This window comes from Myxococcus sp. AB056 (assembly GCF_006547365.1).
GTDB classification, from domain to species: Bacteria; Myxococcota; Myxococcia; order Myxococcales; family Myxococcaceae; genus Myxococcus; species Myxococcus virescens.
On the sequence record NZ_VHLB01000005.1, the window covers coordinates 146371 to 166662 of the forward strand.

The following is a 20292-nucleotide window of genomic DNA, read 5'->3' on the forward strand; positions in this document are numbered from 1 at the left end:
TGCTCCAGGTCGATGTCGCCGGCAACGGACCGGTCGCCACGCTGACCTCGAGCACCGCGAAGGCGGACGTCGTCGCTCGCGGGCCAGGCTCAGCCGGTCACGGTCCCCACACCGGCCCGCTTGGGGTGACCGTCATCGCTTGCACCCCCGCGCGCAGCGGCGCCGGAGTCACCGTGCCGCTGGCGGCGTAGCCGAAGCTGCCGCCCGTGCTCTCAATCCCCTTCTCGAAGCGGACCACCGCGCTTCCGCGGGTTGGGTGACTCAACGTCACGCTGTACGCGGTCGCCGTCTCGTCGAGCGTGAGCTGCAGCGCCGAGCTGTCGGCCACATCCTTGGCCTGCACGACGTTCAGGAAGTGACTCACCACCTGCCCGTGGGTCTCAATCTCTCCACGGAACTGGCCCACCGGGTACGGGTAGGTGCCATCGCCGCGCACCGGGCCGCGCTCGTCGACGATTCGCCGGACCGGATTGGCTGGCACCAGGGTGCTGACCCGCAACTGCTGCCCGCCACTGCTCGCGGTCCAGGTATTGCCCGTGAGCACCGGGGCCTCCGGGAAATGAATCAAGAAGGTCTTGGCAACCGAGGCGTCATCCTGTGCGCTTTCGAGCCGGTCGAACACAATCAGGGTGTCGAGCGGACGCACGAACAAGGTCTCACGCACCACCCGGCCCGCGTGTGGGTTGCCGACCTCGGCCTCTCGGTGAGCCCACTCGGCGTTCAAGTCATACACGCCGGTGAGGTCGACCGCGGCGTAGCTCGCCACGGACGACGACTCCAGGCGCAGCATTTGCGGCGCGTGGTGGTAGTAGCCGACCGTGCCCAGCCCCTCGAACAAGAGCGTATTGTGCCCCACGGGTGACGCACAGTCGACCGCCGCGCCACCGGCGTATCCGACGATGGAGTTGGCGTAGCCCACCGTCTCGCGGGTCAGGAACTCGCCCGCGCGCCACACCTGGAAGTTGCCGGAGTCGCGGTGCTCGTGGCCCGCGTTGGCCGTCACACCGAACTGCAGGTTGACCAGGGTCGCGTCGGGCGCCCACGCCGTCTTGGCGTACACCATGCCCAGTCCAGGTGCGTGGTAGTCGAGCGGCAGCTCCGCAAGGTCACGAGACGGCACCGCCGCCAGCGTGTCGCTGTAGACGTACCGGATGAGCCGGTCGTCAATCGGATGGCCGGTGAGCTCCAGGAAGCGCTTGGCATAACCCGCGATGGGCTGGTCCGACCACTCCCCGATGAGCGGAGCGAAGTAGCTGCCCAGCGACGTCTGCGCGGTGTTGCTGGGATTCCACCGGTTCAGCCAGCGCTCGTCGTCATTGAACGGGAAGGTCTCGAACAGTTGGAACTGGCCCCTCCGGGTGGGTCCCGGCGTGGTCGAGTAGATGGACCAGAACACCGACGCCATGAAGTAGTCGGTCTGGTTCCACATGTCGTGGCCATACAGGCCCAGCGTGGTGAACGGCACCGTCATGTAGCCGAACGTCCGGCGGCCGTAGGTCGAGCCCTCGTGCGGTGCGCCGCCCGCCGCCGGCCCATCCAGATAAGGCCGCAGCGAGAAGGCCCAGCGTGATTTCATCGCGTACTGCAGGAGCTCGTTGGCGAACGGCTGGTTTTCATGCCAGCTGGCAATGGCCCACAGGAGCGAGTTGCGGAAGTACCCCGTGTAGTAGTTGTTGCCCTCCATGCCAATGCCGCCCCACGGATTGTCGTTGAGCAACTCGATGGCGACGTTCCACCGGTTGATCAGGAGCGTGCGCTCCGCCGAAAGCAGGTGGGCGAAACACCAGTCGTAGGTGAGGATGGCCGCCTCGCCATACCAGCGGGCCGGATCGCTCGACACCGTGTTCTCGGAGATGGGAATCTCGGTGCGCACCGCCCAGTCAATCGCGGCGCGGCACGACGCCGGGGTGCCGGTGAGCAGCGAGTGCATTGCCGCATCGATGGCCTGCTCGGGCGTTTGTACGTTCGCGACGGGCGTGTACGGGTTCTGCGCGAAGTACGCCTGGGCCCGGGCCAGCCGGTCCGCCGTGAACCACACCCGAGGATGCGCCACCGGGATATCGAGCACCACGGGCGGCCCGTTGGCGATGGTCAACATGACTGGCGCCGAGGTGGTCTGGTTGCCGGCGCGGTCTCGCGCCACCGCCGTCATCGGGAAGGTGCCGTCCCCCAGCAGGGTGGTGGAGACGTTGATCCAATAGGGATAGCTGAGGTCTTCGCGCCCGAAGTCCTGTCCGTTCACCTGCAACTGCACGCCCGCAATCCTCACATTGTCATGGGCGTTGACCCTGACTTGGAGGGTACCGCCCACTGTCACGCCGCTCTCGGGCACGACGATTTGGACCTGCGGCGGCGTGACGTCGGGAGGTGGCGCGCTCACGTTGATGGAGACCGGCGCGGAGACGGTGACATTGCCAGCGGCATCGCGAGCCACCGCGGTCAGCTGCCGGAGCCCATAGGGCTGGAGCGCCTCGGTGTCGAGCGTCACCGACCAGGGTGCGGCCACGTCCGGCGCGCCGACCTGAACGCCGTCGAGTTCGACGTGGACCCGGGTGACGCCCACGTTGTCGCTCGCGCTCATCCGCACCGTGAAGGGACCACTGACCGCCTCTCCCGCGACGGGCGCGGTCACCTGCACCTCGGGAGGCGTGGTGTCGACAACCACGTTGGCGATGGTGACGAGAACCGACGCCGAGGTGGTGAGGTTGCCAGCGGCGTCGCGCGCGTGCGCGGTCAACACATGGTTTCCATTGCGGAACAGGCGGGTGTCGAGCTGCGCCGAGTCGAGGTTGCGGCCGTCGATGCGCAGCTGCACTCCGGCCACGCCAACGTCGTCGCTCGCGTCCACGGTGATGCCGACCACGCCCTGCACCGTCGCGCCCGCCGCGGGCGACATGATTGCAACGGATGGAGGCGTGGTATCGCTGCGCGGCGCAGGCGCGGTGTACTCAATGGTGAGGAGCGGCTGGCGCTCCGGCTGGGTGGCCAGGCTGGTGAAGACCTTGGCCACCTTCCCAATCTTCGAGTTCGCCAACAGCACGCCCTGGTTGGTCGACGGGTCGTCGACCCACGACTGCACCACCGCCACGTCGAGTGGCACCTGGTGCACGCTCACCGTGCCCGGAAACGTGGAGACCTCGAACGACGAACCGGCGACCAGGTCCGTCCCCTGCCCGACCGCCCCCAGCCGGTCCCACTCCAGCCCATCGTCGCGGAACTGCCATCCCAGCCCGTTGGCCGTCAGGCTCCAGGGCGCCTGCACGTACGCGCCTCGAATCGAGAAGTCGCTGGTGTAGGTCTCCACCGCGAAACGCAGCGTCGCGCTCTGAACCACCGCCCCAGCCGGTACGCCCGTCTGAGGGAAGCGCAACAAGGCCTCGACCTCATAGTCCTCGGTCTGGAACACCCCGAGCAGCACTTGATTGCGATGCGCCGAGCCGTTCTGCGTCATGCCTTGGCTGGTGATGGCCACCGCCTCTGACACAGTCACCGGCGAGGTCACAGCCCGCAGCGCGGTCCCCGTGCCGGCTTCCGGCGCACCATCCTTCGTGCATCCCGTGAGCAAGAGCGCGCCAAGCACCGCTGCCCACATCCCAGTCATACTGCTTATTCTTGAGTTCATTGACTAACTGCTATTACCGCACCCGTGACGGGAAGTCCAAAGGGGCGTCTGCGTTTGCGCTGCCAGCCCCGCTGCACGGGGGCATGACATCACTGCGAAAGCCCTCATGGCGCCTGTGAATCGTGCGCTTTCAGCGGTGAGCGCCGGGAGCGTGAGTTGCCGCGCCTTCCTCGAGGCGTCTCTCCGACGTACCGCCGGAACACGCGGCGGAACGCAGCGGTGTCGGCATATCCCACCCGGGCAGCGACATCTTCGACCGACGCATGGGTTGTCTCGAGCAGGTGGGAGGCGTGAGCCACGCGCACCCGTTGCACGAACTCGAGCGGCGTCATGCCCAGCCCGGCCTGCACCCGCCGCGCGAGCGTGCGCGAGGAGGTGGCAGCGGCACGGGCGAGTTCATTGAGCGTCAACTGCCGGCCCAGATTCGCGGCGACGAATTGCTCCACGGCACGAAGCGCTGGGTCCGAGACGCGGAGGTGCTCCATCACCATGTACCTGGCCTGTGAGACACGCTCGTCGAGCACGAGGTAGCGGGCCACCAGGTGCGCGAGTGATGGGCTCGCGACCCGCGCGACGATGGCCAGCACCAGGTCGGCATGCGCGAAGGCCGAGCCCGCGGTGAGGACGCCGTCGCTCTCGACAACCATCCGGTCCGGCTGGAGGGCGACCTCGGGGAAGCGACGCACGAACGAGGGGACGAGCCACCAGGTCGTCGTCGCGCTTCGCCCCGCGAGGAGGCCGGACGCCGCGAGGACGAAGGTCGCGGAGCACGAGGCCGCGACCGTGGCGCCTTTCGCCGCCGCGCGCGCGAGCAACGTGATGCCGCGCGCCGCATCGGCCCGCGAGAGCAACTGCTCGATGGCGCGCTCGCTCGCCGCGGAGAGCCCAGGTACCAGCAACACGTCTCCAGCCTTTACACCTCGGAGGCTCAGCGCGCCGTCCACGGAGACGGTGCGTCCCGTGCCCGAGCGCACCGGCTGACCGTCGAGCGACACCACCCGCTGACGCAAGACCTGGGCACCCCGGGGAACCGAGGCGAGCCCTGCCTCGACGAGCCGGGCGGCCGTGTCGACCACATCGAGCCCCACGCCCAGCGAGCCCTCTGCCACGCCATCGAACACCACATGCGTAATCACGGTGGCAAGAATAGCCCGTTCATTGTCAATCTCGCCACTGGTGGCGGAGGATGGACTTCCCGCATCGTCCAGGCATGCGCCCATCCACACCTGACTCCACGGCCGACGACCCTCTCGATGACTTCGCCCGGCGGCCCCTCACCCTCAACGACGCCATGCGAACGGTCTACGTCGCCGGCCACGGCCCCGCCGTCATCGTCATGGCCGAGATGCCAGGCATCAGCCCGCACGTCGCCCGCTTCGCACGTTGGGTCCGCGACGCGGGCTTTACTGTCTACATGCCTTCCCTCTTCGGCAGGGACGGTGCCTACCCTCGCGCGGAGGAGGGGCGTGCCGTCATGCAACGCGCCTGCGTGAGCGCGGAGTTCCGAGCGTTCGCGGCGAATGAGTCGAGCCCCGTGACGCAGTGGCTGCGTGCCCTGGCACGCCTCGCACATGAGGAGTGTGGCGGTCCAGGGGTCGGCGCGATTGGGATGTGCTTCACGGGGAACTTCGCGCTCTCCATGATGCTCGAACCCGCGATGCTCGCTCCCGTCATGTGTCAGCCGTCGCTGCCCCTGAGCGACGCCGCCGCGATTCAACTGGCGCCTGACGAGCTTACGGCCGTGAAGGAGCGCCTCGAACGTGACGACCTGACGGTGCTCGCCTATCGGTTCGAGGGAGACCGATTCTGCACGGCGCAGCGATTCCAGGCATATACAGCCGCGCTCGGAAAGCGCTTCGTTCCCCGAGTGCTGCCTACGTCCGCCGCGAACCCGACACCGCCCCCCTTCTTCGCGGAAGTCGTCGGGTGCGCCCACAGCGTCGTGACCGCCCATCTCATTGATGCGGAGGGAGAGCCCACTCGCGAGGCGCGAGACGAAATCCTCGCCTTCTTCGCTCGGCGACTGGGACACGCGGGAGCACAAAGCACGGCGTGATGCGCCACTCGCCCCCGAGAACAGCCAGAGTGAATGGCCGCGAGCTATGCCCGGGCGACTTCACTCGGCTCCGCGTCCACAACGCGCCTGAGTGCCTGCCCCTGGCACTCAGGCGCGGGCTTGGAGCAGATGGGCATGCGAATGCAGTGGCCCAGGTGGCTCAGAAGCGAGTCCAGGAGAGCGGCACCATTCCTCACGAAGACCGCGACAAGAGGCATCTGCGTCACGCCAGCTCAGGGGAGAGCAGTGCCGGCGCCCGGCCGCGCCGCAAGAAGCGCCGTGGCCAATTCCGCAAGGGCCTGCGATTGCGTCGCAGAGAGTCGCAACGCGGGCCGCGCGCGCTGCACCATCGAGAGCGCGGTTGACGCATCCAACGCATCACCTCGGGCAATGAGGAGCGCGGCCGCAATCATCCCGGTGCGTCCGTGCCCTTGCGCACAGTGGATGTAGAGCGCCCCAGGTCCGACAGCCAGCTCGCGCAGGACAGGGGTCACTCTCGCTACGGGTAAAATCGAAGCATCAAGGATCGGCAGGGAGACATACCGGCCCGCGCGACGAATTCCTTCCGGTTCGACGAACTCAGACGTCAGATCGAGCACGGTCACGATGCCGTCGGGAAGCTCTCCCGCCAGCAAGCGTCTTCCAATGAAAACGCCTGGCACCACTTCGTCGAACGCCCGCTCTCGCGACAGCCATCGCACCAGATGCCAGGCGCCCCATGTCAGCAAGAGATAAGGCAGGAGCAGGATGACGGCCCAGGGCTGCATCCGCCCGTCCACGCGCTTGCCGAAAGCGTGTTCGCCCAGTCCAGCGTAGGCGAGTGCCACCAAGATGAAGCTCACCCCAGGCCACAACAGAAGCCACGCGACGCCGCCCAGTCGCAGTGCCAGGAAGGAAATCAACATGGCAGCCATGGCGAAAACGAAGGCGTACTTCATGCGCGGCGCAGCGTAGCCGGAACCATCGGCGGCGACACGCCCATCCTGGAAGGGCGAATCACGCGCGCCATCTCGGGACTGGTGGCCCCAGGTGCGTGAAGGCCGCCGCGCCCGCTAGCGAGCGCCCCGGGAGGCTTCCAGCCCGCTCACGTGCTTGCGGACCATCAGGCTCAAGGGCACGGCCACCAGGGCGATGACCGTCGCCACCAGGTACACGTGGTTGATGCCCGTCACGAACGAGAGCAGCTCGATGTCACGACGCTCCGTCATCCCCTCCCGCGCGAGCACCTGCGCCTTCCGGGCCGCAAAAGAGGAGAGGAGCGACGTGAAGATGGCAATCGAGAAGGCCCCGAACACGTTTCGCAGCCAGTTGCTGATGGACGAGGCGTGGCCACTCAGCTCCCGGGAGAGCTGCTCCATGCCCGCGTTGCTGGCCGGCATGATGGAGAGCGAGATGCCCACGTTCCGGACCAGCATCCACATCAGCACATAGGCGTGGGAGACGTCCGGCGTCAGGCGGCTCAAGGCATACGTGCCGCCCGCAATCAACAGGACGCCCGCCGTCATGAGCGTGCTCGGCCCGAGCGTGCCGTACATGCGTCCGACCAGGGGCATCAGGAGTGCCATGGCCAGGGAAGCCGGGAGAAGAATCAACCCCGTCTTCAGCGGCGTCACGCCCTGGATTTCCTGAAGGAACAACGGGATGAGGAACGCGCCCGAATAGAGGCTGATGGTGATGATGCTCGAGATGAGCAACGTCACCACGTAGCGGCCGTTGGCCAGCACCCGCAGGTCCAGCAGCGGCGCATGCGTCCTCAGCTGGCGGACGACGAAGTAGACGAGTGACACCGTCCCCAGCACGGCCAGCGACACGGTCTTCGCATCCGTCCATCCCCAGGCCCGTCCCTGACTCAAGGCAATCAGCAGCGCCAGCGTTCCGGTGATGACCGTGAGCAGCCCGGGGAAGTCGAACGCCTTCGGGACCTCCAGGCGGTAGTAGGGAACGGCCCGCACCGCCATCGCCACGGCGGCGAGGCCCAACGGCACGTTCATGAAGAACAACCACCGCCAGTTGCCCAGCGTCATCAGCCAGCCCGCCAGCGTGGGCCCGAAGGCGGGAGCGAGCATCGAGGACAGGGTCCAGAGGCTCGCGGCCAGCGCCTGCCGTTCACGCGGCAGCAACTGGTAGATGAGCGTCATCGTCACCGGCATGATGGCTCCACAGAACGCGCCCTGGACGAACCGGAAGGCCACCAACGCGCGCGTGTCCCAGGACACCCCACACAGCACGGAGGCCACGAGGAAGCCCACCAGGCTGGCCACGTACACCCACTTGAAGCTGAAGCGTCCGCCCAAATAGCCGGTGAGCGGGGCGCTCGTTCCCATGGCGAGCATGAAGCCCGTCAGGGTCCACTGCACGGAGGACAGCTCCGCCCCGAAGTGCCGCTGGAGCTCGGGAATGGCGATGGTGATCGTGCTGGAGCTCAGCACCGACATGAACGACCCGACAAACAGGGTGAACATGAACGGCCAGAAGCGGGGGACTGTCGGCTCGGCGGCGGAGTGCATGGGCGACGGCAGGCGCTGGAGCGCGAGACCGAAGCCACTCATGAATCACGGCTGACGCCGAGGGTCCAGCCGGAAGGGACCCGCCGCAGCCGGCCCTCGGCTGCGCTCTGCCCAGGATGTCATCGTGGGCCAGCCAGCGCCCCATTCCGCGGGGCGCGGCGGGCAGCTACCTCGACCACCCCGGCCCCACCGACATCTCGTAGTCGAGGCGGACCAATTCATCCGTGCCCACCGAGAAGTCCGTGCAACGCCCGAACGTCGTGCAGATTCGATAGTCCCCGGGGACCAGCGCGGCTTCGTAGAAGCCCTCCTTGTTCGATGTCACGGAAGCCACGTCCATGCCCTGGGGCAGGGACTTGACCAGCAAGGTCATCGACCGCGGCTCGCGCTCACACTCAGAAGAACACACGTCATTGACATAGGAGGTCATCCCATAGACCCCCTGCGATATCGTCACGGCCTCTTCAGGGTCGACATCACCGCAGGCCACGCTGCTCAAGGTCATGACGGCGAGCGACGCCAGGTATCCTCGGGAGTTCATTTTCATCAGAACAGCCTACGCCTCAGCCCCATGGAAAACCAGACAGGCTATTGCGCAGACACCCGCTCCGTGAATGGCCTGTCATCGCCACGGCGGAGCATCAGGACTGTCCCCACCGCCAGCAAGGCAATGAAAGCAACGTCACGCATGGAATTCGGCTGGACGTCGATGAAGAGGCTGGCGGGCCGGAACATGACCGTCGCTGGAGCCGTGACGAGAAAGGCACACAGGTTCATGCCCGCGTGGAGTCCCATGGCCGCCTCCAGCCGTCCTGTCCGGAGCGTCACCCAGGCCAGGAGGATGCCCACCGTGAGGTAGTAGACCGCCGACCACCCCGGCGTTCCCGAAGCCTCGGGGTTGGGCAGATGCGCGGCCCAGAACAGCAGGCTGCTCACCGCCACGGCCACCCACGGCCGAGGCAGGAGCCGGTAGACGCCCTGCATGAGCCACCCACGGTAGAGCAGCTCTTCCGCCGCGGCTTGGATGGGCGTGAGGACCAGCACGAGCGCCAAGGCCACGAAGAAGCGCGACGCGTCGAAGTTCAGGGTGAAGGACTCGCGGTCCATCAGGACATTCACACCCGCTGCCACGCTGAGCACGCCGAACGCACCGGCAGCCGCCTTCAGGAAGGGACGGACGCGGAAGCCCCCCTCCTGCCCCAGAAGACTCGAGAAGGGTCTCTTGTGCACAACGCGGACCCCGAGCGCCAGCGCAGCGATGACCACCGCGAACGACAGCATGCCCACCGCGAACACCGGAAACGGCATTCCCTCCACGACGCCCGCCACCGGGTCGAACCGGAAGTTCGCGTCCCCCGAGCGGCTCGCCACCAGGAACAGGAACGCCGAATACGGCACGTTGAAGAGCACGACGGCCAGCCCGAGCAGGACTGCTGTCAGCACATACCGCCATGGCTGATTCCGCCCGCGCGACGCCTGCTCCAGATAGACATTGGACATGACCGTCTCCTTTCCGCGGCCATGAGACCGCGGGGTTGAACGACAACGTGGATGGAGCGCCCCAGGCTATGGGGCGGTGGATTCGAGCGCCGCCGCCAGCCGCTTGCGAGCCAGGTGCAAGCGCGACCAGGCGGTGCCCTCGGGAATCCCGAGGACGCTGGCAATCTGGGCGTGTGACAGGCCTTCCACGGCGAAGAGCGACAGCACGGTGCGGTGCTCCAGCGAGAGCGTCCTCATCGCCACCTCGAGTCTGCGCCTCCGCTCCCGCGTCTCGAAGGTCTCCTCGATACCCGCCCGAGGGTCCGCCATCTCGATGTCGACCGCGTCGCCACGGTGACGCTCGCGCCGCGTCTTCGCGGCCACGGCGGCCCGCACCGCGATGCGATACGCCCACGTCGACAGCTGCGCATCCCCCCGGAACTGCGGCAGGGCCCGTTGAATCGAGAGGAACGTCTCCTGGACGGCGTCCTGGGCGTCACTCGGGTCCCGGGTGATTCCATGGCAGAGCAAGTACAGCTTCCCGCTGAGCGCCTCGTACAGGTGGCGCATGGCATCCTCTCGCGCGGCGGCGTCGCCCGACACCACGGCGGTCCGGAGGGCCTCTTCATCGAATGGCACGCGCGGCGTCACGGCGCGACCTCGAGTTCTGCGCGCTCGCGCAGCAGTCGCGGCCTACGCGTCCGCGCGAGGTAGACCGTCATGCCCAGGTTCACTCCCGCGGCAAACAGCAGAGTGACGACTCCCGGGAGCCCCTTGTCGCGCATCAGAAACGCGGTCCCCGCCATCGCGACCGTCATCGCCGGGAAGAGCCACAGGAGGGTGGTCAGGTCCTTGAGCTCCGTGTCGATGCGTGCCCGCCGCTGCGCCATCCACGCGTCCACGCCGACACTAGCCGCTTCGATGGCCCGCCGTTGAAGGCCGCGCAGGGTCAAGGCGAGCCCGCCAGCGAAGAGCACTCCGACCGCCGAGACAATGGCCCACAACCGCAGGGGCGCCTCCGGTGCGAACAGAGGGCCCAGGAACACGCCCTGCCCCACGAAGGACCCGAGCGCGGCCCACGGGCCGTATTTCAGCCAGAAGCGGTCCTTCGCGAGCGCCCGCGAGACTTCCGCGTAGCGCGGCGCCGGAATGCTCACGCCGCCAAGCACCTGGTCCAGCTCCGCCGAAAGTGCCAGGGCCCGCTGGCACTCCGGGCACGTCGCGGCATGCTGCTCCGCTTCCTCTTTCTCCCGCACGTCGAGAGCACCGTGGCGGCTCATCTCGAGCGCGAGCTGATACCCATCGCAACTCTTCGAGGTCATCCCTCCTCCTTCCGCCAGCTCAGAGGCGCGAGGAAGAAATCCCTTCACGGCAGGCGCTTCTTTTTTGAGAAACGGCAGAACCCCTCGAAATCACGAGGGGTTTCCAGGCCCACTCACCGGGGCTTCACGGCCTCGTGAAGAACGACACCTGCTGGAAGCGCAGGCCGGCAAGAATCTGTTCCACCCGCGCGTCCGACAGCGCCCCGATTCGCTCTCCCAGACGCGCCTTGTCGACCGAGGACACCTGCGACACGACGACGACGCTCTGCTTGGGGAGGTTTCCCTCTCCCACTTCGAGCAGCACGTTCCCCGGCTCGCTGGCCCGGTGCAGGTTCGACGTCAGCGCACACACGACCACCGTCGTGATGCGTGAGTGATTGAAGACGTCGTCCTGGACCACCACGTGGGGATGCGAATAGCTGGGGACCGGGCCTCGTGAGTCGTCGGGCGCCACCCAGAACACATCACCGCGGTTGATTCGCTCGGGGGGCATGCCCTTGGGGTCTCCTGTACCTGCCTCCGGCCTGGCGGCCCGGCCTTCTTAGCGAGCGCGGAGGCTTCCTCCAAGACATCCTCCATCAACTCCTCAAGGACCACGCCGACCGGGCCAGGCGCGAGAAGCTGGGCTTCTGCGACGGGTGGGGCGCCGTCACGAAACAACTCGCGAGGCTAGCCGAACGCGGCGCCTGACACGGTGTAGGGTCGGCCCAAACGACCCGAGACGCGAATGCCCCACACCTCTCCGTCCCTCGAATCGCTGACCGAACTCTCCACCCTTGAGGGGCTCCTGGCGGAGCGTGGCCTGGATGCGCTCCTGGCCACCTTCGACGAGGTGCTCGCCGGGACGCCTCCAGACACACGCATCCTCAAGAGCGAAAGCCTGTCGGTCAGCCCCAGGACCTTGCAGGTGCTCCGGCGCGCGCTCGCGCTCGACGCCGCGTTTCTCCGGGCGCACCCCGGAACGCTCTTCCAATGCCTCTACAACCGCCTGCGCTGGTTCGACGCCCCAGACACGGCAGCGCACTTCGCGCCCACGGACGCGGGGCCCTGGAGCCACGCGGAAGCGCACCTGTGGAAGCTCGCGGAGCACTGGCGGGGGCAGTGGACCGCGCGGGAGGGCGCGTCCTGGGTCGAATCCCTGCGGCCCCTGCCCGAGGCGCTGGAAGGCAATGACCAGGTCCTGCGGCACGGCGCCCAGGTGCTGTCCGCGGCCTTCAGTCCTTCGGGCGACTGGCTCGCCACGGGCTCCTGGGAGGACGAGCGGAACGTCCGCATCTGGGACGTGGCCACCGGGACGCTCCTCCGCCAACTGGCGGGGCACGCGGGCGAGGTGCGCAGTGTCGCGTGGAGCCCGGACGGGACGCGGCTGGCGTCCGGCTCACGCGACCACGACGCGCGCATCTGGGACGTCGAGACGGGCGAACTCCTCCACGCCATGACGCGCCAGGAGGGCCAGGTGACGTCGGTGGCCTTCAGCCCGGACGGCCGCTGGCTCGCCGTGGCGAACCTCGGGTGGCGGGTGCGGCTGTTCGACGTGGCCTCGGGCCGGGAGGTGCGCACGCTCGAAGGGCACGAGCAGTCCGTGTTGACGGTCGCCTTCCATCCCTCCGGCCGGTGGCTGGCTTCAGGCGCGTCGGACGACACGGTGCGCATCTGGGACCTGGAGACGGGCACGCAGACCGCTCGCATCCACAGCACCACCTCCGTCTCGTCCGTAGCCTTCAGCCCGGATGGCGATTGGCTCGTGCTGACCTCCATGGACGGCCTCATCCGGGTGGAGACGGCAGGCTGGACGCGCGTGCCCGGAGCGCTGGGCCAGGGTCCCTATTCCCAGGTCGCCTGGCTCGAAGGCGCACGGCTGGGCGCCCTCGCCTTCAACCGGGTGGAGCTGCTCGACGCGAGGAACGGAGAGGTGCTCCGGGCGCATCCCTACCCTTCCGACGGCCGTGAGCGCGGCGCCGCCTTCCTTCCGTCCGGCAAGCGCTTCGCGCTGACCGCGGCGAATGGGCGCACGCACGTCCGCGACCTGGATGCGGACCCCAGCCCCACCCTGCTGGCCGAACAGGACCGCGTCATGAACCTGTGGGGACATGCCGAAGGGGCATGGGGCGTTACACGCCTGCACTCGGAGACGCGCGTCATCGACTCACGCGGGCAGGCCACGGCACTGCCTCCCGGCTCTCCGGCGTCCTACGCGCAGACCTGGCAGGTCAGTCCCGACGGCGCATGGCTGGCCCAACCCGAGCTGTCCTCACACGAGCGGCGCTACCGGCTCGGCATCCTGCTACTCGACGCGCGGAGCCTCGCCCCCGTGCGTACCCTGCTGGCGCCCCCTGGCGAACAGGCCGCGAAGGCCCAGACGCTCCTCGTCAACAAACTTCCGATTGCCTTCTCTCCCGACGGGAAGCTGCTGGCGGCCGCCATCGAAGAGGGCGCGGTCCACCTCTGGCGCGTGGCGGACGGCACCCTGCTGCACAGGCTGCGCGGACCCGGAGGTCCCATCACCTGGGTGGACTTCACGCCGGATGGTACCTGTGTCGTGTCGGGACATCCGGCCAGCGAACGCGTGTACGTCCACGAGATCCGGGGCGGCAAGGTCATCGTCAACACCGAAGCGGAGGTCGAGCCCACCCCCGCCTATGCGGCGGCGGCCAGCGCGCCCGTCATCGCCGTGGGCCGAGCGTCGGGAGAGCTCGCGCTCATCACGCTCCCCACCGGCGCCCAGCAGGTCCTGACGGTGAGCCAGGAGCCCGTCATCGGCCTGGGACTCTCCGCGGACGGCACGCGCGTGGCGGCCTGCAGCCTGGATGAGTGCGTGCGAATCTTCGATGTGCGGACAGGCGCGCGCCTGCATGAGCTTCCCCACCCATCCCTGCCCTTCTCCGTCGCGATGAGCGGCGAGGTGCTCGTCACGCTGGCCGAGGACATGCACACGCGCGTCTTCGACCTCGCCACGGGCGAACTGCGCACGGAGCTCGATGGAAGCGTCACCACGGAGGACGTCGTGTCCCGGCGCTACTGGGAGACGCTGAGCGACGGCCCCGTCACCTTCCACTTGCGACAGGACACCACACCCCGGGCCCGCTTCCAGGATGCGATGGAAGAGATTCTCATCCTGAAGGATGGGCTCGTCCTGGGACGGGGCCGCACCGAGCGGGACTTCTTATACGTCCTGAAGCTCCACATGCCCTGAGCATCCGGAACTCGCGGAAGCCTCTCTCCCCTCTCTGCCGGACTGGAGAGAGGCCCCGCGACCTACGCGCTAGCAGTCCTTCCAATCCGCCCCCGCGTAGCCCAGCCCCCGCTTCGCGCACTGGTACTTTCCGAGATTGCGGCAGTTGCCATACACGACATTGGGATAGGGACCTCTCCAGACTTTGTCGGAGCACCGGATGAAGCAGCAGGCCCTGAGGGCGCTGACCGTTCCATCCTCGGCGCTGGGGTCCTCCTGCTCCAGGTACTGCTCTGGAATGGCGATGGACTCCTGCGGCTCCTGCGACTCCTCGGGCAGCGGACCACCACAGCCCATGGCCAACAGCGCCCCCATCCACAGCGGCAACATGCTCTTCATTTGATTTCTCATGGCTTCAGCCCTCACGTGTCCTTGCACACTGCCAATGGCTAGCAGCTCCGCCAGGCGTGCCCTTGATAGGTGAGCTTCTTCTGCGGGCAGTAGTACCTGCCGTACTTCGCGCACAGGTCGTACTTGATGGAGGGAAAGGGGCCGTACCAGGTCCCGCTGCATTTGACGTTGCAACAGATGGCGGCACTCTCGACTTCGCCCTCACCGAGATACTCAGCGGGAATCCCTGGCGGGGTGGACTCCTCCTCGACCGGTTCGCCCGGCGGCGTTGCCTCTCCGTCGGCGGGTCCGCATCCCACCAGCAGCACCACGCCGGCAATCCACGCAAACCAACGTCCATGGCCATTCTTCATGGAATCCTCCCAGGCTCAATCCAGACAAGAAGGCCGCGAGCCACCGGCCTCCTATTCATTGGACCGAATCGAGGCTCCAGACGTTCCCGCGCCACCCCAGCGCCATTCCAAACCAGACAAGACAGACAGCCTCCGTGCAGAAGCATCCAGTCCGCTGCGACTTCCTGACTGGAGCATGAAATGACATCAGCCCCTCTCAGAGCCTCAATCTCTGACGCGGCGGCACTCCGGATTCCCTCCACCCAAGAATCCGGGATGAAGCGAACGTGAGCCGAGGGGCGCACCTTCACCCGCCCACAAGCCCCCTCCGAAGACGCGCGTCCCCAGGGGCGTGAATGCTGCTCGACGAATTGCGCCCCAGCCAGGGGGTGTCCCACTGGCCGGCCTTTGCCTACAGCGCGTCGAAGCCGGCACTGAATGCGCTGACGGTCGGGTTCGCCCATGAGCTGCGCGACGACGGAATCGTCGTCCGTGTCGTCACCCCCGGTTTCGTGGCCACCGACCTCCATGCCCCCACCCGCGCGTTGACGACGGATGAGGGGCGGAGTGCGTGATGCGAGCGACGCAGCCGCCATTGCCGGCGACAGGCAGCTTCACGATTCGCTTGCGCCCGCCCTTCGCCCCAGGCATCATTTCGATGAACAGGTTCACCAAAAAGAAGGGGGGAGGCCATGGCGACGCGGAACAAGGCCGAAGCGACGGGCGGGCCCAAGCGGGGACGCCCCCGGGGCCGGACGGAGCAGGGCCACGAGACGCGCCAGCGGCTGTATGCAACCGCGCTGGGGTTCATCTCCGCGCGGGGCTACGAGGCCACCCATCTGCGGGACATCGCCAAGGAGGCGGGGGTGAGCGTTGGCCTGCTGTACCGGTACTTTCCCAGCAAGCGCGCCATCGTCCTGGCGCTGTACGACGAGTTGTCCTCGGCGTATGCGGCGCGCGCCGAGGCGTTGCCCGCCGGCTCCTGGCGGGAGCGCTTCCTGTTCGCGCTCCGGGCCAGCCTTGGCGTGCTCGGGCCGCACCACGTGGTGCTCAAGGCGCTGATTCCCGTGCTCGTGGGCGGAGAAGAGGACGGCCTGTTCGCGCCGCAGACGGCGTTCTCCCGGCAGCGGGTCCAGGCGGTCTTCGAAGACGCCGTGGCGGGCGCCACGGACGTCCCGAGCAACGCCACGGTGGCCCATGCACTGGGCCGGCTGCTCTACGTCGCGCACCTGGCCGTGGTGCTGTGGTGGCTGCTCGACAAGAGCCCACGTCAGCGCGCCACCGAGGGACTGGTGTCGATGCTGGCGGGCCTGCTGCCCCCTGCATCGCTCCTGCTGCGGCTGCCCGGTGCCGGAAGCATGGTCCTGGGCGCGGACGCCCTCTGCCGGCAGGCACTCTTCGGAGAACCGGCGCGTGCCCAGGCGGAAGAGGTGACGCGATGAATACCGCGACGCCGGGACATCCCGAGGTCTCCCTGAACGGGAAGGGCGCAGGCGAGCCGCGCGCGAGCACCGCATCCCTGGTGCCGCCCGAGGTGGGCCGCTTGCGCTTCGATGCGGCGCGGACGCTGTGGCTCTGGGGCATGCTCATCCCCGGCGTCACCGTGGGGCTCGCGGCGGCGACGCCCACCACGGTGGCGGTGTCGCTCCTGCTCACCTTCGCGACGCTCTGCCTGGGACACTCGGTGGGCCTGCATCGCGGCGTCATCCATCGCACCTACGAGGCGGGCCCTCTCACCCGCGGCGTGCTCGCGTACCTGTTCGTGCTGAGCGGGCTCGGCGGCCCCCTGACGTGGGCACGCCTGCACGCGGTGCGCGACTACTGGCAGAACCGCCCCGACTGTCCGCCCTACTTCGCCTATGAACACTCGATGGCCCGCGACTTCGGCTGGAACCTGCACCTGCGCTTCGAGGCCGCGGATGACCGGGCCCTGGCGCGGCTTCCTCCAGGCGTATTGACGGACCCGTGGCTGCGCTTCCTGGAGCGCACGTGGCCGCTCCACGTGCTCGGGCTGGCGGGGGTGGTGCTCGCGGTGCTGGGCTCCGAGGCCGTGGCCCTCTGCGTTTGCGCCCGCACGGCCGCCGGCATTCTCGGACACTGGGCCGTGGGCTACGCGGCCCATGTCTGGGGAGAGCGGCGCTACGCCCTGCCGGGCGCGGCGGAGAGCGGTACGAACATCTGGGTGCTTGGCGTGCTGTCGTTCGGAGAGGGCTTCCACAACAACCACCACGCCTTCCCAGACTCCGCGCGCATGGGCCAGAAGGCGCACGAGCTGGACCTGGGGTGGTGGGTCATCCGAGGGCTTCGCCGGCTGGGGCTCGTGCGGGATGTACGGGTACACCCCATCTGACCACGCCCCCACACCAGAGCGCTTACTGCGAGGTCGCTTCCATCCACTGGACCACGACCTGGCACAGCGCCTTCTTCTTCGCCTTCACCTCCGCCAGGTCGCGAAGCGTGACGATGGCGCGGTCCGGGGCGGCCCACTGAAGCAGGCCGCTGGTGTCCTCGAAGGAGAAGCCGTGTGTCGCCTTCACCTTCGCGCCCCGGTGGAAGATGAGCTGAACGCAGTCCTTGGGCTTCAGCTTGAATGTCACCCGGTCATCGCCCTTGAAGCAGAAGCTTGGCGCGTTCCACTTGATGCGCTCCGCGATGCCGGGATGGGCGGCCAGGATGGCGGTGCGCAGGCTTTCGACTTCGTCCTTCCGGGCATGTTCGAGCTCCTGCATGAATCGTTCGACTTCTTCGGACCGGTTCGACACGCGCGTCGCCTCTCTCCAGCACCATGACATTCCGAGCGGGCTGGTGGACGCGGCATAACCCGGCCCATGAGCGAAGTCAGCAGCCCGTAATCCAAGGATGCAGGGCGAGTCAGGGGTCTGGTGTATGGAGCCTCGTCCCCCGCCGTACCCCCAGGAGGAATCCTCGATGCGTCGTCTTGTTCCAGCCCTTCTCTCCGCGAGCCTGATGGTCGGATGTGGTCCCACCGGCTCCGAGTCCGAGCCGTCTTCTTCGTCCACGGAGCACCAGGACGCGCCGCTCACCACCACGGACGTGGACGTGGCCCCGGAGTGTCAGGGCCTGCTCACCTTCGTCAACACGGCGTCTCTGTCCACGCTGGACGCCTATCTCCCCAGTGACGTCGCCCAGAACCTCGTCGGCTACCGCGCGACGGCGCCCTTCTCCACGTTGGCGCAGGTGTCCGGGGTCCGGGTTGTCGGTCCGGTGCGCCTGACCCAAATCGAGGGTGGCGCCCGCGCGCTGGGCTACATCACCAGCACCTGCGCCGGCATCCTGGACGAGCTCGCGCTCTCCACCGATGACGCGGCGGCCCTGGTCAACCTGGTGAACACCATCGACAGCAGCGCGTTGTACGCCGTCCTGCCGTACGCCTGGAACGGCGCGACGAACCTCCTCAACCTGCGGCCCTTCACGTCGGCGCAGGCCATCTCGGAGGTGACTGGCATCGGCACGGTCAGCCTGCGCAACCTCCGCAACGCGGCCACGCAGGGCTACGCCCTGACGGCGCTCATCGCCGTGATCAACGCGCAGGAGGAGAGCCTGTGGACGTCCCGCCTGAGCCAGGACTTCGACATCCAGGACGTGATTGACGGCGCTCACGGCAATGGCGAGTTCGAGAGCGCGCAGTGCTTCGGCATCGACCCCAGCCTCTTCCCCGCGGGTCAGGTCTGGACTGTCCGCCCCGAGCTGGCCACGGGCACCGAGGTCTACAATGAGGTCAAGAGCACGGTCGACTACGCGGACCGCAACGAGTCGCTGCCGGAGACGCTCTACGCCGACGGTCTGGCGGAGCTGCAGGCGCGCACCGCCGGGCGCACCTTCAAGGGCTGCTTCATCAGCTACGGGAAGGGCCCGTGGGGCGGCATCCAGGTCAAGTTCTACGTCGACACGGTGACCGGATACCGCATCCTGTCGGAGCAGCACTGGTCGGAGTGAGCCCGCATTGAAGTACCCCAGGCCCGTCCATGGGCCTGGGGGTTTCAACGGGACGTCACCCGCGAGCCTGCGCGTGATTACGGAATCGTGGCCGTCACGGACACGCCCGAGTAGGACGAATAGCCGCGCACGGACACGTACCAGGTGCCAGCCTGGGGGTTGGAGAAGTTGCAGGTCTCCTCGTTGCCGGACAGGTAGGGCCGGCAGTTGTAAGCGCTGGTGGTGGGCTGCGAGCCGCTGCGCACATAGAGGTCCGCGTCACCCGAGCCCCCCGACTGCGTCACCTTGAGCGACGTCGTGCCGCTGGGGACCGTGATGGCGAAGTGCTTCCAGGTGCTGGACGAACCGGACAGGTTCGTCTGGGCAAGCAGCGTGGTGCCGGGCGGCGGGGTCGTCCCACTGAGCTTGGAGTCAATCCAGCTCTCGAAGTACGACACGCGCGCGTACATGCCCGGGTAGCGCGCGTCGGCGCAGCCGTAGCCCCAGCTCACGACGCCCGCGAGCTTGCGGGTGCCATTGTGAACGACGGTGAGCGGACCACCGCTGTCGCCCTGGCACGAGTCCTTGCCCGGCGCCTTGGCGCCAATCTGATCCGGGCCAATGTACTCATTGGGGTAGCTTTGCTGCGCCTCCGTGTTCGAAATCACGTTGACGTCCACCGTGCGCAGGGTGGCGGACCCCGAACCACCGGAGGAGGTCGCACCCCAGCCCGTCACGCGCGCGACCACGGCCGGGTCGGTGGCGCCGCTCGCGGCATCCGCCGCCGAGACGCGGGGAATGGCCGCGACGGTGGTGCCATTGAGGTCCAGCGACGTGGCCAGACGGAGCAGGGCAACGTCGTTGCCGGAAGCGCCGTAATCCTCATGAATGATGGTCTGCGCCACGTTGCGCGTCTGGCCCGTGCTCGTGTTCGTGCTCGAGGTGGAGCCCGCCACGATGCTGTTGACGGCGTAGCCATCCACACAGTGCGCCGCGGTCAGAATCCAATCCTTGTTGAGGATGGAGCCACCGCACCAGTGACCGCCGTACCGCAGAGACACCTGCCACGGATTCTCATTGATGGTCGTGGTGGTGCCACCGACGATGTCCTGTTCGATGGTCGCCGGCGCCACCGACTCCGCCTGCTCCTCGACCATCTCCGGACCGCAACCGACCAGCAACGACATTGCGCCAACTGTCGACCACCGCCGCATGACCTTCACTGACATCATGGAGACCTCGGGTATCTGGGGAAGACGCGAAGCGGCGAAGTGCGACTAATCGCTTCACGCTTAAAAAACGGTAACACACGATCTTCCCCATCTACCAGCCCCCGCCCCGGTTGAAGCGCGACCGCATTCGGAGACGCTCACGCTTTGCGACATGCCTGTTTCATTACATCTCCGCCACACTTTGAAATGGGACGGAGCGTTGATGACTTGTCATTGGAGCCGC

At 67.5% G+C, this 20292-nt stretch carries 19 protein-coding genes; 6 read left to right on the plus strand and 13 right to left on the minus strand.

The annotated features are described in order from the left end of the window. Positions 1 to 97: 97 nt before the first annotated feature. Positions 98 to 3490: an Ig-like domain-containing protein gene (locus FMP39_RS04195; protein WP_228557649.1), complete on the minus strand. Its 3393-nt coding sequence runs from the start codon at positions 3488 to 3490 to the stop codon at positions 98 to 100. A gap of 236 nt (positions 3491 to 3726) precedes the next feature. Beyond that, a complete protein-coding gene (locus FMP39_RS04200) occupies positions 3727 to 4758 on the minus strand; it encodes a GlxA family transcriptional regulator (protein WP_228557650.1) in 1032 nt (343 codons plus the stop codon). 74 nt (positions 4759 to 4832) lie between these two features. Between FMP39_RS04200 and FMP39_RS04205 the strand changes: the two genes are divergently transcribed. Then, complete coding sequence (locus FMP39_RS04205) at positions 4833 to 5678, plus strand: dienelactone hydrolase family protein (protein WP_141588710.1); 846 nt, start codon at positions 4833 to 4835, stop codon at positions 5676 to 5678. 233 nt (positions 5679 to 5911) lie between these two features. On the opposite strand, the gene FMP39_RS04210 is transcribed toward FMP39_RS04205, so the two are convergent. From FMP39_RS04210 to FMP39_RS04240, 7 genes are all read right to left on the minus strand, one after another. Further along, complete coding sequence (locus FMP39_RS04210; protein WP_141588711.1) at positions 5912 to 6616, minus strand: dual specificity protein phosphatase family protein; 705 nt, start codon at positions 6614 to 6616, stop codon at positions 5912 to 5914. A gap of 114 nt (positions 6617 to 6730) precedes the next feature. Beyond that, a complete protein-coding gene (locus FMP39_RS04215; RefSeq protein WP_141588712.1) occupies positions 6731 to 8227 on the minus strand; it encodes a DHA2 family efflux MFS transporter permease subunit in 1497 nt (498 codons plus the stop codon). 124 nt (positions 8228 to 8351) lie between these two features. After that, positions 8352 to 8726, minus strand: a complete 375-nt coding sequence (locus tag FMP39_RS04220) for a hypothetical protein (RefSeq protein WP_228557651.1) — start codon at positions 8724 to 8726, stop codon at positions 8352 to 8354. Positions 8727 to 8773: 47 nt separating this feature from the next. Beyond that, a complete protein-coding gene (locus FMP39_RS04225; protein ID WP_141588714.1) occupies positions 8774 to 9685 on the minus strand; it encodes a CPBP family intramembrane glutamic endopeptidase in 912 nt (303 codons plus the stop codon). Between the two features lie 66 nt (positions 9686 to 9751). Further along, positions 9752 to 10315 carry an RNA polymerase sigma factor gene (locus FMP39_RS04230; RefSeq protein WP_141588715.1) on the minus strand — a complete coding sequence of 188 codons (564 nt, stop codon included), beginning with the start codon at positions 10313 to 10315 and terminating at the stop codon, positions 9752 to 9754. Then, complete coding sequence (locus FMP39_RS04235) at positions 10312 to 10986, minus strand: hypothetical protein (protein ID WP_141588716.1); 675 nt, start codon at positions 10984 to 10986, stop codon at positions 10312 to 10314. Before FMP39_RS04235 ends, FMP39_RS04230 begins: the two co-directional genes overlap by 4 nt. Positions 10987 to 11110: 124 nt before the next feature. Further along, positions 11111 to 11479, minus strand: a complete 369-nt coding sequence (locus FMP39_RS04240; protein WP_141588717.1) for a type II toxin-antitoxin system PemK/MazF family toxin — start codon at positions 11477 to 11479, stop codon at positions 11111 to 11113. Positions 11480 to 11713: 234 nt separating this feature from the next. Between FMP39_RS04240 and FMP39_RS04245 the strand changes: the two genes are divergently transcribed. Beyond that, a complete protein-coding gene (locus FMP39_RS04245; RefSeq protein WP_141588718.1) occupies positions 11714 to 14179 on the plus strand; it encodes a WD40 repeat domain-containing protein in 2466 nt (821 codons plus the stop codon). 69 nt (positions 14180 to 14248) lie between these two features. Here the strand turns inward: FMP39_RS04245 and FMP39_RS04250 are convergent, their stop codons facing one another. Beyond that, positions 14249 to 14557, minus strand: a complete 309-nt coding sequence (locus FMP39_RS04250) for a hypothetical protein (protein WP_228557652.1) — start codon at positions 14555 to 14557, stop codon at positions 14249 to 14251. 50 nt (positions 14558 to 14607) lie between these two features. Beyond that, the gene (locus FMP39_RS04255; protein ID WP_141588720.1) at positions 14608 to 14922 is read right to left on the minus strand and encodes a hypothetical protein; all 315 of its coding nucleotides are present in this window, start codon (positions 14920 to 14922) and stop codon (positions 14608 to 14610) included. A 335-nt stretch (positions 14923 to 15257) separates the two neighbouring features. On the opposite strand from FMP39_RS04255, the gene FMP39_RS04260 reads away from it, so the two are divergent. From FMP39_RS04260 to FMP39_RS04270, 3 genes are all read left to right on the plus strand, one after another. Further along, positions 15258 to 15476 (plus strand): SDR family NAD(P)-dependent oxidoreductase, encoded by a 219-nt coding sequence (locus FMP39_RS04260; protein ID WP_141588721.1) that lies wholly within the window; start codon positions 15258 to 15260, stop codon positions 15474 to 15476. 117 nt (positions 15477 to 15593) lie between these two features. Then, positions 15594 to 16343 carry a TetR/AcrR family transcriptional regulator gene (locus tag FMP39_RS04265; RefSeq protein ID WP_141588722.1) on the plus strand — a complete coding sequence of 250 codons (750 nt, stop codon included), beginning with the start codon at positions 15594 to 15596 and terminating at the stop codon, positions 16341 to 16343. Beyond that, on the plus strand, positions 16340 to 17251 hold the full coding sequence (locus FMP39_RS04270; protein WP_141588723.1) for an acyl-CoA desaturase: 912 nt from the start codon (positions 16340 to 16342) through the stop codon (positions 17249 to 17251). The genes FMP39_RS04265 and FMP39_RS04270 overlap by 4 nt, the downstream gene beginning before the upstream one ends. A gap of 22 nt (positions 17252 to 17273) precedes the next feature. Here the strand turns inward: FMP39_RS04270 and FMP39_RS04275 are convergent, their stop codons facing one another. Then, on the minus strand, positions 17274 to 17630 hold the full coding sequence (locus FMP39_RS04275; RefSeq protein ID WP_228557653.1) for a DUF1801 domain-containing protein: 357 nt from the start codon (positions 17628 to 17630) through the stop codon (positions 17274 to 17276). A gap of 130 nt (positions 17631 to 17760) precedes the next feature. On the opposite strand from FMP39_RS04275, the gene FMP39_RS04280 reads away from it, so the two are divergent. Then, the gene (locus FMP39_RS04280; RefSeq protein ID WP_141588725.1) at positions 17761 to 18858 is read left to right on the plus strand and encodes a helix-hairpin-helix domain-containing protein; all 1098 of its coding nucleotides are present in this window, start codon (positions 17761 to 17763) and stop codon (positions 18856 to 18858) included. 77 nt (positions 18859 to 18935) lie between these two features. Here the strand turns inward: FMP39_RS04280 and FMP39_RS04285 are convergent, their stop codons facing one another. Further along, positions 18936 to 20024, minus strand: coding sequence for a trypsin-like serine protease (locus tag FMP39_RS04285; RefSeq protein WP_305036059.1), 1089 nt, complete (start codon positions 20022 to 20024; stop codon positions 18936 to 18938). Positions 20025 to 20292: the final 268 nt, after the last annotated feature.

Excerpts from the sequence above, each read along its gene's own strand:
- FMP39_RS04250 (WP_228557652.1), bottom strand. The coding sequence starts at position 14,557 with ATGAAGAGCATGTTGCCGCTGTGGATGGGGGCGCTGTTGGCCATGGGC.
- FMP39_RS04235 (WP_141588716.1), bottom strand. The coding sequence starts at position 10,986 with ATGACCTCGAAGAGTTGCGATGGGTATCAGCTCGCGCTCGAGATGAGC.
- FMP39_RS04205 (WP_141588710.1), top strand. The coding sequence starts at position 4,833 with ATGCGCCCATCCACACCTGACTCCACGGCCGACGACCCTCTCGATGAC.
- FMP39_RS04270 (WP_141588723.1), top strand. The coding sequence starts at position 16,340 with ATGAATACCGCGACGCCGGGACATCCCGAGGTCTCCCTGAACGGGAAG.
- FMP39_RS04215 (WP_141588712.1), bottom strand. The coding sequence starts at position 8,227 with ATGAGTGGCTTCGGTCTCGCGCTCCAGCGCCTGCCGTCGCCCATGCAC.
- FMP39_RS04225 (WP_141588714.1), bottom strand. The coding sequence starts at position 9,685 with ATGTCCAATGTCTATCTGGAGCAGGCGTCGCGCGGGCGGAATCAGCCA.
- FMP39_RS04275 (WP_228557653.1), bottom strand. The coding sequence starts at position 17,630 with ATGCAGGAGCTCGAACATGCCCGGAAGGACGAAGTCGAAAGCCTGCGC.
- FMP39_RS04260 (WP_141588721.1), top strand. The coding sequence starts at position 15,258 with ATGCTGCTCGACGAATTGCGCCCCAGCCAGGGGGTGTCCCACTGGCCG.
- FMP39_RS04265 (WP_141588722.1), top strand. The coding sequence starts at position 15,594 with ATGGCGACGCGGAACAAGGCCGAAGCGACGGGCGGGCCCAAGCGGGGA.
- FMP39_RS04220 (WP_228557651.1), bottom strand. The coding sequence starts at position 8,726 with ATGAACTCCCGAGGATACCTGGCGTCGCTCGCCGTCATGACCTTGAGC.
- FMP39_RS04280 (WP_141588725.1), top strand. The coding sequence starts at position 17,761 with ATGCAGGGCGAGTCAGGGGTCTGGTGTATGGAGCCTCGTCCCCCGCCG.
- FMP39_RS04255 (WP_141588720.1), bottom strand. The coding sequence starts at position 14,922 with ATGAAGAATGGCCATGGACGTTGGTTTGCGTGGATTGCCGGCGTGGTG.
- FMP39_RS04210 (WP_141588711.1), bottom strand. The coding sequence starts at position 6,616 with ATGAAGTACGCCTTCGTTTTCGCCATGGCTGCCATGTTGATTTCCTTC.
- FMP39_RS04240 (WP_141588717.1), bottom strand. The coding sequence starts at position 11,479 with ATGCCCCCCGAGCGAATCAACCGCGGTGATGTGTTCTGGGTGGCGCCC.
- FMP39_RS04285 (WP_305036059.1), bottom strand. The coding sequence starts at position 20,024 with ATGTCGTTGCTGGTCGGTTGCGGTCCGGAGATGGTCGAGGAGCAGGCG.
- FMP39_RS04245 (WP_141588718.1), top strand. The coding sequence starts at position 11,714 with ATGCCCCACACCTCTCCGTCCCTCGAATCGCTGACCGAACTCTCCACC.